Raw genomic sequence first — 14,068 nt, forward strand, 5'->3', positions numbered from 1 at the left:
CCAAGCGCACTTTGGATGAATCGGGTCGATATGAACAAACGTTTTGCATTGAAGTGGATCGCCGGCAGCACCCTGCTGGCCGGGGCCCTGGGCCTGTTGGGGGCCTGCTCCCCGCAGCAGGCGGCGTTTTCGTCGGTGGACATCACGGGGGCGGAGTACGCCAAGAACTTTGAGCTGACCGACCACAATGGCCAGGTCCGCCACCTGCAGGACTTTGCAGGCAAGGTGGTGGTCATGTTCTTTGGCTACACCCAGTGTCCCGATGTGTGCCCGACGTCCATGTCGGAACTGGCGGCGGTGAAAAAGGCGCTGGGCAAGGACGGGGACCGCCTGCAGGGCCTGTTCGTGACGCTGGACCCGCAGCGTGACACGCCGGAGCTGCTCAAGAGCTACATGGCCAATTTCGACCCCACCTTCCTGGCGCTGTACACCACGCCGGAAAAGCAGGCCGAGCTGGCCAAGGAATACAAGATCTACTACAAGAAGGTGGAGGGCAAGACCCCCACCAGCTACACCCTGGACCACTCAGCCGGAAGCTATGTGTACGACACCAAGGGCCAGCTGCGCCTGTTTGCCCGCTATGGCAGCGACGTCAAGGCGCTGACCTCCGACATCCAGATCCTGCTCAAGCAGGCATCCTGAGCTGGGCGGGGCCGTAGCGGCCCCGCAATTTCGGGGCATTTTTGGCCTCTGGCGCCCGTGCAATCTGCGCAGGCAGCTACCAAAACAATAGCAAAACTAGTCGATCCGGATGCCCTGTGCGGCAATGATGCCGCCCAGCAGCGCCGTGTCCGACGCGATGCGGTTGGCTAGCCCCTGCGCCGACGTTCCTGCCACTTGCCAGCCCTGCTGCGCCAGCGTGCGCCGCATGGCGGGGCTGCGGGCAATCTCGCTGAACAGGGTGGACAGGCGGTTCACCACCGCCCGGGACATGGTGCTGGGTGCGGCGGCCGCATTCCAGATCGCCAGGTTGAAGCCCGGCACGCCGACTTCGGACAGGCTGGGCAAGTCGGGTGCCAGCGGGCTGCGCACGCTGGCGGTGATGCCCAGGGCGCGCAATTTGCCGGCCTGGATCTGCGCCAGAGCCAGGGCCGGGGGCAGCAGGGACAGTTGCAGGTCGCCGGCTATCAATGCCGTGGCCACTTGCGGATAACCGGCGTAGGGCACATGCACGGGCGCAATGTGGGCCTGGGTCTTGAGCAGTTCCATGGCCAGATGGCCCACGGTGCCGACGCCGGGCGTGCCATAGTTCCAGTGGTCGCCGGCGGCGCGCGCGGCGGCCAGAACCGCCGGCGCCGGGGCCCCGGGTGCCACGCCGGGCATGCGCACCGGCGCCACCAGCACCAGGGGCGAGGTGCCAATCAGGCTGATGGGCGTGAGGTCCCGGCGCGGGTCGTAGGCCAGCTTGGGGTTGAGCAGCTTGGCAATGGTGAGGTTGCCGTTGATCATCAGGCCGATGGTGTGGCCGTCGGTGGCGTTGGCCACGGCAGCCGCCGCGATGTTGCCGGCCGCGCCCACCTTGTTCTCCACAATCACCGGCTGGCCCAGCGCCTGGGCCAATGGTTCGGCAAAGGCCCGGGCAGTCAGGTCGGGGGAGGAGCCGCCGGGAAAGCCCACGATGATGCGCAGCGGGCGGGTTGGCCATGCCGGCTCATTTTTAGGGTCTTTTTGGGCGTTGGCCAGCGTGGATGTTGTGCAGGCAGCTATGAAAAATGGAGCAAGAAGCAGGGCGCGGCGTTGCATGGATACGGTTCCGGATACGAAAAACCCCTGATGGCCCCCGCCCTCAGGGGCTGGGGTGGGGGCCGCAGCACGGTGTGCCCGGTTGGCAGGGCCGCTCAGGCGTAGGCGGCCAAGGTGGCCTTCATCTTCTTCATGGCGGCGACTTCAATCTGGCGGATCCGCTCGGCGCTGACGCCGTACTCGGCGGCCAGGTCGTGCAGGGTCATGCCGCCGGTGTTGTCGTCGTTGACCTTGAGCCAGCGCTCTTCCACAATGCGCCGGCTGCGGGCGTCCAGCGCCTCCAGGGCCGTGGCAATGCCTTCCGAGGCCAGCACGTCCCGCTGGCGGGACTCCAGCATGGCGACCGGCTCATGGCTGGTGTCGGTCAGGTAGGCAATGGGGCCAAAGGCGTCCTCGCCGTCGTCCGACGGGCTGGGGTCCAGCAGCACGTCGCCGCCCGACAGGCGGGTTTCCATCTCCAGCACCTCTTCCGGCTTGACGTTGAGTTCGCGCGCCATGGCCGCCACTTGGTCGGGGCTGAGCGTTTCGCGGTGGGTGCCGGCGTCGGCAGCCGCATCGTCGCTCTTGTAGCGCTGCTTCATGGAGCGCAGGTTGAAGAACAGCTTGCGCTGGGCCTTGGTGGTGGCCACCTTGACCATGCGCCAGTTCTTCAGGATGTACTCGTGGATTTCGGCCTTGATCCAGTGCAGGGCGTAGCTCACCAGGCGTACGCCCTGGTCGGGGTCGAAGCGCTTGACGGCCTTCATCAGGCCCACATTGCCTTCCTGGATCAGGTCGCCGTGGGGCAGGCCGTAGCCCAGGTACTGGCGGGATACGGACACCACCAAGCGCAAGTGAGAGAGCACTAACTTACTTGCGGCTTCAAGATCGTTCTCGTTCTTCAGCTTGCGTGCGAAGGCCTGCTCTTCCTCGAGCGTGAGCATGGGCAAGCGGTTGGCGGCCGAAATATAGGCGTCCAAGTTGCCCAGCGAGGGCACCATGGCCCACGGGTTCGCAACGGTCACAGCGGGGGCGGAAGATCCAATTTGAAGCGTCATACCAGAACTCCTTGTATTACTGGAGGAATATTAGCACTCTCTGTGATCGAGTGCCAATCAAGAAGTTCAATCACTTTGATAGCGGTCGCAGTAGTAACCTCGGGGGATGCAAAGAAAATCCTCCCTGTCCAACAAGCTTATCCGGATTGGCGCGGGTCTGCTGGTCGTGGCCCTGGTTTCCATCGGTTTGACGCTGTGGGTCACCTGGCAGTTGGAGGGGGGCGCCGCCGCGGTCAACGAGGCCGGGCGCATGCGCATGCAGACCTGGCGCCTGTCCAGCACGGTGCAGGCCGGGCTGTCGCGTGCGGAAGTGCAGGCGCTGGTCAGCGAGTTCGACCAAAGCCTGGGCTTGTTGCGCACCGGGGACCCGACACGCCCGCTGTTCGTGCCGTGGGATGAGACGGTCCGCCGCAAATTCACCGTGGTGGAGTCGTTGTGGCAGGTGCAGCGCGGCCAGTGGCTGGCCGAGCAGCCCCTGTCGGCCCATCAGTCGCTGCTGACGGCCGGTGAGTTTGTCAGCGCCATTGACAGCTTTGTGATGGCCATTGAGCAGCAGATGTCCCGTTTTACGGCCATCCTGAACCTGTTTCAGTTGGTGATGATGGCGCTGGCTATCGGGGCGGCAGTGGTGATGCTGTACACCGGCTACCTGTATGTGATCAACCCGCTGGCCAATCTGCGGCAGGGTCTTCTGAAGGTGGAGTCCGGCGATTTCCATACCCGGATTGAGGTGGACACGCAGGACGAGTTCGGCCAGGTGGCTGCCGGCTTCAACATGATGGCGACCCGGCTGCAGTCGCTGTACGACGGCCTGGAGGCGAAGGTCGATGCGAAAACCCGGCGTATCGAGGCGCAGCGGACCCGCATTGAAACGCTGTACGAGGTCAGTGCCTTTCTGGCGGGGGCCGCCACCATTGAGGAGCTGTGCAAGGGGTTTGCACAACGGGTGCGCACGGTGATGAAGGCTGACGCAGTGGCGGTGCGCTGGTCGGACGAGGAAAACCAGCGCTACCTCATGCTGGCCTCCGACTGCCTGCCCAAGGAGATGGAAAACGATGAGCGCGGCCTGATGGCCGGCGCCTGCGCGTGCGGCGACCTCAAGCTCGATGCCCGTACCCGCGTCATACCGATCGTGAGTCAGGACGACTCGCCCATGCAGCATTGCGTGCGTGCGGGTTACGAGAGTGTGGTCAGTGTGCCCATCCGGCTGCAGCAGCGTCTGATTGGCGAAATCGACCTGTTTTTCCGCAGCACCGTCAGTCTCAGCGGGGATGAGGTGGAACTGCTGGATGCCCTGGCCAGCCACTTGGCCAGCGCCTTGGAGGGGCTGCGCGCCGCTGCGCTGGAGCGCGAGGCCGCCGTCGGCGAAGAGCGGGCCATGCTGGCGCGGGAGCTGCACGATTCGATCGCCCAGTCCTTGGCGTTCCTGAAAATCCAGGTGCAACTGCTGCGCACGGCCACGCAGAAGGCACAGCCCACCCAGGTGCAGGCCGCGCTGGACGAACTCGATGCCGGGTTGCGCGAGAGCATCAACGATGTGCGTGAGTTGCTGGTCCATTTCCGCACCCGCACCAACACCGACGACGTGGAGCAGGCGCTGCAGGAGACTTTGCAGAAGTTCAAGCACCAGACGGGCCTGCCCACCCTGCTGCAGGTGCAGGGCGATGGCCTGCCCCTGCCGCCCGACGTGCAAGTGCAGGTGCTGCACGTGGTGCAGGAAGCCTTGTCCAATGTTCGCAAGCACGCAGGGGCCACCCACGTCAGTCTGGATGTGACCAAGGGCCTGGACTGGCGTTTTGTGGTGCGCGACAACGGTGTGGGATTCGATGCCCACCAGAGCCCCGGCGAGTCCCACGTGGGCATGAAGATCATGCGCGAGCGGGCCGACCGCATCGGTGCCGAAGTGAGCGTGAGCTCCGTGCCGGGCCAGGGCACCACCGTCACGTTAACATTGCCGCAACATCCCGTTGCCGGTGGCCTGGCCACTGCGGGGCTGAACCTGGCGCCGCTGGCAGAACCGGTGCATGGTGCCTGAAGAGACACAACGGATGAAAACCATTGAATTGCTGGTGGTCGATGACCACAACCTGTTTCGCCGCGGGCTGATCGCGCTGCTCTCCCAGGACGAGCGTTTCCATGTCATGGGTGAGGCGGGAGACGTCGGCGAGGCGCTGCGCTGCGTGCAGCGCAGCCGCCCCGACCTGATTCTGCTGGACAACCATTTGCCAGGCGTGCGGGGGGTCGACGGTATCGCCGCCCTGAAAGACGCCGCGCCGGGAACCAGCGTGCTCATGCTGACCGTGAGCGAGAACGAGGACGATCTGGCGGCCGCCCTGCGGGCCGGCGCCGATGGGTACCTGCTGAAAACGGTGGAATCAGACCAGTTGTGCGACTCCATCGTCAAGGTGCTCGCCGGGGAGTCGGTGGTCAGCCCGGAAATGATGACCAAGCTGGTCACCGCTTTCCGCAGCAATGCCGCCGTACCCGCGGCCGTGGCATCCTCTGCCGCACCCTTGGTGGAACCGGGGGGGGCGGCCGCCGCGCCGACCGGGGCCGCGGTGCGCAGCCCGCGCGCCGTCTCGGGGCTGGACGCGCTGTCCTCCCGGGAGCGGGAAATTCTGGCCCTCATTGCGCGCGGGGACAGCAACAAGGTGATCGCACGGGCGCTGGACATTGCGGAAACCACGGTCAAGATCCATGTGCAGCACATCCTGCGCAAGCTGCAGTTGACGTCGCGGGTGCAGGCAGCCGTCTACGCAGCAGCGCACGATCTCACTTGATGCAAATCAAATGAAATCCATTTGGACTAGGGAGTAGTTCTTTGGAACTAGGGCGACGGGACGCGCCCTAGTTCTTTTTGGTGGATCGCCATGTTCCAAAGGTGGATATTCAGCACCCCCTGAATGCCCGACAGTTACGCCATATCTCTGGAGAAAGACATATGGCTTCTGAACTGAGTAACTCAAGAAAAGCGTGGTCGGTGCTGATTGTCAGTACCCTGGCCTTCACCGTCTGTTTCATGGTGTGGATGATGTTCGGCGTGATCGGTATCCCGATCAAGAAAATGCTGAACCTCAACTCCACGCAGTTTGGATTGCTCATGGCGACGCCGGTGCTTACCGGGTCCCTGATCCGTGTGCCCCTGGGCATCTGGACCGACCGGTTTGGTGGGCGTGTCGTGATGGCGGCCCTGATGGCCATCACCGTGCCGGCCATCTGGCTGATGAGCTACGCCACCGAGTTCTGGCACTTTCTCACCATCGGCCTGTTTGTCGGGCTGGCTGGCGGCTCCTTCTCGGTGGGAACCCCCTATGTCGCGCGCTGGTTCCCCAAGGCGCGCCAGGGTACTGCCATGGGCGTGTACGGCGCCGGCAATTCCGGCGCGGCAGTCAACAAGTTCGTGGCGCCCGTGATCCTGGTGGCCTTTGGCTGGACCATGGTGCCGCAGGTCTACGCCGCCATCATGCTGGGCGCGCTGATCCTGTTCTGGATGTTCAGCTACAGCGATCCGGCGCACCTGGTGCCCAGCACGGTCAGCTTCAAGGACCAGCTCAAGGCCCTGAAAGACCCCAAGGTCATCAAGTATTGCCAGTACTACAGCATCGTGTTCGGCGGCTATGTGGCGCTGGCCCTGTGGATGGTGCAGTACTACGTGGGCGAGTACGGCCTGGACATCCGCGTGGCGGCCCTGCTGGCGGCCTGCTTCTCCCTGCCGGGGGGTGTGCTGCGCGCCTTCGGTGGCGTGCTGTCGGACAAGTACGGTGCCCACAGCGTGACTTGGTGGGTGATGTGGGTGAGCTGGATCTGCCTGTTCCTGCTGTCCTATCCCCAGACCGACTTCACGATCATGACGGTCAACGGTTCCACGACCTTCCACCTGGGCCTCAATGTGTACGCCTTCACGGTGCTGATGGGCATCCTGGGCGTGGCCTTCGCCTTTGGCAAGGCCAGCGTGTTCAAGTACATCAGCGATGACTACTCCCACAACATTGGCGCCATCAGCGGCATGGTGGGTCTGGCCGGAGGACTGGGCGGCTTCGTGCTGCCGATCATGTTCGGTGCGCTGATGGACCTTACCGGCATTCGCTCCAGCGCCTTCATGCTCATGTACGGCGTGGTCTGGGTCTCCCTGATCTGGATGTACTGGACCGAAGTGCGTCGCTCACAAGTCATGGGCAAAACTGCCACCCCGTTTTCACTGCAAGACTAAATCGCTCTCTTACCTGGAGCCAACACTATGAATACAAAAACCAATACCGGTGCTGACATCTCCGACTGGCGTCCCGAGGACGAGCAGTTTTGGGAAAGCACAGGCAAGAAAGTTGCTTACCGCAACCTCTGGATCTCGATTCCGGCATTGCTGTGCGGCTTCGCCGTCTGGGGCATGTGGGGCATCATCACGGTGCAGATGCTCAACCTGGGCTTCCCGTTCACCCAGGCGGAACTGTTCACGCTGACTGCCATTTCGGGCATCTCCGGCGCCACCATGCGCATTCCGGCGTCTTTCCTGATCCGTCTGGCAGGCGGGCGCAACACCATTTTCCTGACCACCGCGATGCTGCTGGCTCCGGCCATTGGCACCGGTGTGGCGCTGCAGCACCCCGAGTGGCCATTGTGGGTATTCCAGCTGATGGCGCTATGGTCGGGCGTGGGTGGTGGTAACTTCGCCAGTTCCATGTCCAACATCAGCACGTTCTTCCCCAAGCGCCTGCAGGGCACGGCGCTGGGCCTGAACGCGGGTCTGGGCAATTTTGGCGTGACCACCATGCAGATCGTCATCCCGCTGGTCATGACCATCGGCCTGTTCGGCGCCTTCGGCGGTGAATCCCGCGCGCTGGTTAAGGACAGCGGCTGGATTTTCGGCAAGATCGTTGCCGGCACCCAGACCTGGATCCAGAACGCCGGGTTTGCTTGGGTCCTGTCGCTGGTTCCGCTGAGCATCCTGTGCTGGTTTGGCATGAGCAACCTCAAGACGGTGTCGCCGGACACGGGCAACCCCATTGCAGCGTTCATCAAGGTGACCTACCTGTACACGCTGGCGTTCGTGCCGTCCATTTTCATGCTGTACCTGTACCTGCCGGCGCCTACCGGCCTGGGTTTGCTCAACATGTGGGTGGCCATTCCCCTGGACATCATCGCGGCCGTGCTGATGATGCGCCTGGCCGCCTTCGGTTCCATGAAGGAAAACGTTGCCAAGCAGTTTGAAATCTTCAAGAACAAGCACACCTGGTCCATGACGGCTCTGTACGTGGTGACTTTCGGTTCCTTCATCGGTTTCTCGATGGCGCTGCCGCTGGCCATCACGGTCATTTTCGGCTTCCAGCACGTGCCGGACGCCGCCGGTGTGATGACCCACACGCTGAAAAACCCGAACGCCCCCTCGGCACTGACCTACGCCTGGATGGGCCCGTTCATCGGCGCCGCCGTGCGCCCCATTGGTGGCTGGATTTCCGACAAGCTGGGTGGCTCGATCGTGACCCAGTGGGTTTCGGTGGTGATGGTCGCGGCATCTGCTGCCGTGGGCTACGTGATGATGCTGGCCTACCAGTCGCCGGCACCCGAGCAGCATTTCTTCCTGTTCATGGTGCTGTTCATTGTCCTGTTTGCCGCCACCGGTGTGGGCAATGGCTCCACCTTCCGCAGCGTTGGCTTCATCTTTGACCGTCAGCAGGCCGGCCCCGTGCTCGGCTGGACATCGGCTGTTGCTGCCTACGGCGCGTTCATCGCTCCGGTGCTGATTGGTGCACAGATCAAGGCGGGAACCCCCCAGTTCGCCATGTACGGGTTTGCCGTGTTCTACGCGGTGTGCCTGGTCATCAATTGGTGGTTCTACCTGCGCGCAGACGCTGAAATCAAGAACCCCTGAAGCGACAGAGGCCTTGTGCCTCTGCCCTGTTAAAAGAAGTTGTTACCGGAGATCCACATGAGTCATTTTTTAGATCGACTAAGCCACTTTTCCAGCCCGAAGGAGACCTTTTCGGACGGCCATGGCGTTACCACGGGTGAAGATCGCACCTGGGAAGACGCATACCGCGACCGCTGGGCCCACGACAAGATCGTGCGTTCCACCCACGGCGTGAACTGCACAGGTTCCTGCTCCTGGAAAATCTATGTCAAGGGCGGCATCGTCACCTGGGAAACCCAGCAGACCGATTACCCCCGTACCCGCGACGACCTGCCCAACCACGAACCCCGTGGCTGCGCGCGCGGCGCTTCCTATTCCTGGTACCTGTACAGCGCCAACCGCGTGAAGTACCCCATGGTGCGTGGTCGCCTGCTGCAGCACTGGCGTGCCGCGCTGGCCGTTGCCAAGAGCCCGGTCGACGCCTGGGCTGCCGTGGTCGAGAACGATGCTGCCCGCAGCGAGTGGCAAAAGCAGCGCGGTCTGGGTGGATTTGTGCGCAGCACCTGGGAAGAAGTCAACCAGCTGATCGCCAGCGCCAACGTGTACACCGCCAAGAAATATGGCCCGGACCGCGTGATCGGCTTCTCGCCGATTCCCGCCATGTCCATGGTGTCCTACGCCGCCGGCAGCCGCTACCTGTCGCTCATCGGTGGCGTCTGCATGAGCTTCTACGACTGGTATTGCGACTTGCCACCCTCCAGCCCGCAGGTGTGGGGCGAGCAGACCGACGTGCCCGAGTCCGCCGACTGGTACAACTCCAACTACATCATCGCCTGGGGCTCCAACGTGCCCCAGACCCGTACGCCAGACGCCCACTTCTTCACCGAGGTGCGCTACAAGGGCGCCAAGACGGTCGCCATAACCCCTGACTATTCCGAAGTCGCCAAGCTGGCCGACCTGTGGATGCACCCCAAGCAGGGTACCGATGCTGCCGTCGCCATGGCCATGGGCCACGTGATCCTCAAAGAGTTCTACTTTGACAAGCGCAGCGCCTACTTCGACGACTATGTGCGCCGCTACACCGACATGCCCAATCTGGTGCAGCTGGAAGAGCGCACCCTGCCGGACGGCCGCAAGGTCATGGTGCCGGGGCAATACGTGCGCGCCAGCGACTTCAGCGACAAGCTGGGCCAAGACAACAACCCGGAGTGGAAGACGGTTGCCATCGACGAGAACGACAAGATCGTTCTGCCCAATGGCTCCATCGGTTTCCGTTGGGGCGCCGAGGGGCGCGCCGACATGGGCAAGTGGAACCTGGAGAGCAAGGAAGCGCGCGACAACGGTGACACCAAGCTCAAGTTGAGCCTGATGGAGGGCGCAACGCCGAACTACGAAGTCGGCGACGTCGGTTTCCCCTATTTCGGCGGTATCGACACCCCCAACTTCACGGCCAACAAGCAAGGTGCTGCAGTGGACGACGTGCTGGTGCGCAAGGTGCCGGTGCGCCGCGTCCAGCTGGGCGACCGCTCGGTGCTGGTCGCCACGGTTTTCGACCTGACGGTGGCCAACTACGGTGTGGCCCGCGGGCTGGCTGGCGACAATGGCGCCACCAGCTACGACCAGGACACCCCCTATACCCCCGCATGGCAGGAAAAGATCACTGGCGTCAAGCGCGACCAGGTGATTGCTGTGGCGCGCCAGTTCGCCGACAACGCCGACAAGACCCGTGGCAAGTCCATGGTCATCATCGGTGCGGCCATGAACCACTGGTACCACTCCGACATGAACTACCGCGGCATCATCAACATGCTGATGATGTGCGGCTGTATCGGCCAAAGCGGCGGCGGCTGGGCCCACTATGTGGGCCAGGAAAAGCTCCGTCCCCAGACCGGATGGACGGCGCTGGCCTTCGCGCTGGACTGGGTGCGCCCACCCCGCCAGATGAATTCCACCAGCTTCTTCTATGCGCACACCGACCAGTGGCGCTACGAAAAGCTGGGCGTGGACGAAATCCTGTCGCCTCTGGCCGACAAGACGAAGTTCGGCGGCAGCATGATCGACTACAACGTGCGTTCCGAGCGCATGGGCTGGCTGCCCAGCGCACCGCAACTGGAAACCAATTCGTTCCAGGTGGTCAAGGATGCGCAGGCCGCTGGCATGGACACCAAGGACTATGTCGTCAAGTCGCTCAAGGACGGTTCCTTGAAGATGAGCTGCGAAGACCCGGATAACCCCAAGAACTGGCCGCGCAACATGTTCGTGTGGCGTTCCAACATTCTGGGCTCTTCCGGCAAGGGCCACGAGTACTTCCTCAAGCACCTGCTGGGCACCACCAACGGCGTGCAGGGCAAGGACCTGGGCAAGGATGAAGCCAAACCCACCGAAGTGCAGTGGCATGACAAGGCGCCCGAAGGCAAGCTGGACCTGCTGGTCACGCTGGACTTCCGCATGAGCACCACTTGCCTGTACTCGGACATCGTGCTGCCCACGGCCACCTGGTATGAGAAGAACGACCTCAACACCAGCGACATGCACCCCTTCATCCACCCGCTGTCCACGGCAGTGGACCCCGCGTGGCAAGCGCGCTCGGACTGGGAAATCTACAAGGGTTTCGCCAAGGCCTACAGCGAAGTGTGCGTGGGTCACCTGGGCGTCGAGAAGGAAGTGGTGCTCACGCCGTTGATGCACGATACGGCCTCCGAGCTGGCACAGCCCTTCGACGTGAAGGACTGGAAGAAGGGCGAGTGCGAACTGATCCCCGGCAAGACTGCTCCGAGTGTGGCCGTCATCGAGCGCGACTACCCCAACACCTACGCCCGCTTCACGTCCCTCGGACCGTTGATGGAAAAAGCCGGCAACGGTGGCAAGGGCATCGGCTGGAATACAGACGTCGAGGTCAAGCAGCTGCAGAGCCTTAACGGCAAAGTGCTGACGGACGGCGTGTCCAAGGGCATGGCCAAGATCGAGACGGACATCGACGCAGCCGAAGTCATCCTGCAACTGGCTCCCGAGACCAATGGTCACGTGGCCGTCAAGGCCTGGGAGGCCCTGTCCAAGATCACCGGACGCGACCACACCCACCTGGCCATCCACCGCGAAGACGAGAAGATCCGCTTCCGTGACGTGCAGGCACAGCCGCGCAAGATCATTTCCAGCCCGACCTGGAGCGGCATCGAGTCCGAGACCGTGTCGTACAACGCCGGCTACACCAACGTGCATGAACTGATCCCATGGCGCACCCTGACCGGTCGCCAGCACTTCTACCTGGATCACCCCTGGATGGTGGCCTTTGGTGAGGGGCTGTCCACCTACCGTCCGCCTGTGGACCTGAAGGCCGTTGCCGGCATCAAGGACCGCAAGCCCAATGGCAACAAGGAAATTTCCTTGAACTTCATCACGCCGCACCAGAAGTGGGGTATCCACTCCACCTACACGGACAACCTGCTGATGCTGACCCTGAGCCGTGGCGGTCCTTGTGTATGGATGAGCGAAGACGATGCCAAGGAAGCGGGTATTGAGGACAACGACTGGATCGAGCTGTTCAACACCAACGGCGCCATCGCGGCCCGCGCGGTGGTGAGCCAGCGCGTGAACCCCGGCATGGTCCTGATGTACCACGCGCAGGAAAAGATCGTGAACACGCCCGGAGCGGAAATCACCAACACCCGTGGTGGCATTCACAACTCCGTGACCCGCGTGGTGCTCAAGCCCACGCACATGATCGGTGGCTACGCGCAGTTCAGCTACGGCTTCAACTACTACGGAACCATTGGTACCAATCGCGACGAGTTTGTGGTGGTGCGCAAGATGCGCAAGATTGACTGGCTCGATGACGAAGCCGCAGCAACCATCCAGGCTTAAGAAGGAGCACACAACATGAAAGTACGCGCGCAAATCGCCATGGTGCTGAACCTGGACAAGTGCATCGGATGCCACACCTGTTCAGTCACCTGCAAAAACGTCTGGACCAGCCGTCCGGGCATGGAATACGCCTGGTTCAACAACGTGGAAACCAAGCCCGGCATTGGCTATCCCAAGGAGTGGGAAAACCAGGACAAGTGGAATGGCGGCTGGGTTCGCAAGGCCGACGGTTCCATCGAGCCGCGTCAGGGTGGCAAGTGGAAGTTGCTGATGCGCATCTTCTCCAACCCCAACCTGCCGCAGATCGACGACTACTACGAGCCCTTCACCTTCGACTACGACCATCTGCAGTCGGCGCCTGAAGTCAAGGCGCCCCCGACCGCACGTCCGCGCAGCCTGATCACCGGCAAGCGCATGGAGAAGATCGAGTGGGGCCCGAACTGGGAAGAAATCCTGGGCGGCGAGTTCTCCAAGCGCAGCAAGGACGCCAACCTGGCCAACTTCGACCAGGTCCAGAAGGACATGGTCGGCCAGTTCGAAAACACCTTCATGATGTACCTGCCACGCCTGTGCGAGCACTGCCTGAATCCGGCGTGTGTGGCATCGTGCCCCTCGGGCTCGATCTACAAGCGCGAAGATGACGGCATTGTGCTGATCGACCAGGACAAGTGCCGCGGCTGGCGCATGTGCGTGTCCGGCTGCCCCTACAAGAAGATCTACTACAACTGGAAGTCCGGCAAGGCCGAGAAGTGCATCTTCTGCTACCCCCGTATCGAAGCCGGCCAGCCAACCGTGTGCTCGGAAACCTGTGTGGGCCGCATCCGTTACCTGGGTGTGGTGCTGTACGACGCCGACCGCATCCAGGAAGCGGCCAGCGTGGAAAACGAGAAGGACCTGTACCAGGCCCAGCTCGATATCTTCCTGAACCCCAGCGATCCTGCCGTGATCGAACAGGCGCGCAAGGACGGTGTCCCGGAAGCCTGGCTGGCCGGCGCGCGCAACAGCCCGGTGTACAAGATGGCCGTGGACTGGAAGGTCGCACTGCCCCTGCACCCCGAGTACCGCACCCTGCCCATGGTCTGGTATGTGCCGCCCCTGTCGCCCATCAACTCGGCGGCCAATGCCGGTCACATCGGCGCCAACGGCGAGATTCCGGACATTGCCCAGATGCGCATCCCCGTGCAGTACCTGGCCAATCTGCTGACTGGCGGCGACACCGGACCCGTGGTCCGCGCCCTGGAGCGCATGCTGGCCATGCGCGCCTACCAGCGCAGCAAGCACGTGGACCAGGTGCAGAACCTGGCCGTGCTGGAGCAGACCGGACTGACGGTAGCCGAGGTGGAGGACATGTACAAGATCATGGCCATCGCCAATTACGAAGACCGTTTCGTCATCCCCACCACGCACCGTGAGTACGCCGAGAACGCGTTCGACCTGCGCGGCGGCTGCGGTTTCTCGTTTGGCAACGGGTGCTCGGATGGTGCTTCCGAAACCAGTTTGTTTGGTGGCACCAAGGCGCGCACCATTCCCATCAAGTCGATGGTCTGACCATCAGGAGAACATTGTGAAAGACAACCGTTAC

At 62.7% G+C, this 14,068-nt stretch carries 9 protein-coding genes; 7 read left to right on the forward strand and 2 right to left on the reverse strand.

Features of this window, described 5'->3' with window-relative positions; genetic code table 11:
* The first annotated feature begins 30 nt into the window (after positions 1-30).
* On the forward strand, positions 31-642 hold the full coding sequence (locus AC1Q5W_RS08085; RefSeq protein WP_492644031.1) for an SCO family protein: 612 nt from the start codon (positions 31-33) through the stop codon (positions 640-642).
* Positions 643-738: 96 nt separating this feature from the next.
* Here the strand turns inward: AC1Q5W_RS08085 and AC1Q5W_RS08090 are convergent, their stop codons facing one another.
* Positions 739-1,743 carry a Bug family tripartite tricarboxylate transporter substrate binding protein gene (locus AC1Q5W_RS08090; protein WP_492644030.1) on the reverse strand — a complete coding sequence of 335 codons (1,005 nt, stop codon included), beginning with the start codon at positions 1,741-1,743 and terminating at the stop codon, positions 739-741.
* A gap of 95 nt (positions 1,744-1,838) precedes the next feature.
* The gene (rpoH, locus tag AC1Q5W_RS08095) at positions 1,839-2,780 is read right to left on the reverse strand and encodes an RNA polymerase sigma factor RpoH (RefSeq protein WP_492644029.1); all 942 of its coding nucleotides are present in this window, start codon (positions 2,778-2,780) and stop codon (positions 1,839-1,841) included.
* Positions 2,781-2,886: 106 nt separating this feature from the next.
* On the opposite strand from rpoH, the gene AC1Q5W_RS08100 reads away from it, so the two are divergent.
* The 6 genes from AC1Q5W_RS08100 to narH all read left to right on the forward strand — a co-directional run bounded on the left by AC1Q5W_RS08100 (position 2,887) and on the right by narH (position 14,034).
* Complete coding sequence (locus tag AC1Q5W_RS08100; protein ID WP_492644028.1) at positions 2,887-4,815, forward strand: type IV pili methyl-accepting chemotaxis transducer N-terminal domain-containing protein; 1,929 nt, start codon at positions 2,887-2,889, stop codon at positions 4,813-4,815.
* 13 nt (positions 4,816-4,828) lie between these two features.
* Positions 4,829-5,560 carry a response regulator gene (locus AC1Q5W_RS08105; RefSeq protein ID WP_492644027.1) on the forward strand — a complete coding sequence of 244 codons (732 nt, stop codon included), beginning with the start codon at positions 4,829-4,831 and terminating at the stop codon, positions 5,558-5,560.
* A 161-nt stretch (positions 5,561-5,721) separates the two neighbouring features.
* Positions 5,722-6,990: an MFS transporter gene (locus AC1Q5W_RS08110; RefSeq protein WP_492644026.1), complete on the forward strand. Its 1,269-nt coding sequence runs from the start codon at positions 5,722-5,724 to the stop codon at positions 6,988-6,990.
* Between the two features lie 27 nt (positions 6,991-7,017).
* Positions 7,018-8,646, forward strand: coding sequence for an MFS transporter (locus AC1Q5W_RS08115; RefSeq protein WP_492644025.1), 1,629 nt, complete (start codon positions 7,018-7,020; stop codon positions 8,644-8,646).
* A gap of 57 nt (positions 8,647-8,703) precedes the next feature.
* Complete coding sequence (locus AC1Q5W_RS08120; protein WP_492644024.1) at positions 8,704-12,486, forward strand: nitrate reductase subunit alpha; 3,783 nt, start codon at positions 8,704-8,706, stop codon at positions 12,484-12,486.
* A 15-nt stretch (positions 12,487-12,501) separates the two neighbouring features.
* Positions 12,502-14,034: a nitrate reductase subunit beta gene (gene narH, locus AC1Q5W_RS08125; protein WP_492644023.1), complete on the forward strand. Its 1,533-nt coding sequence runs from the start codon at positions 12,502-12,504 to the stop codon at positions 14,032-14,034.
* Positions 14,035-14,068 lie beyond the last annotated feature (34 nt).

This window comes from Rhodoferax sp. MLSD5-FHT05B10 (assembly GCF_058793415.1).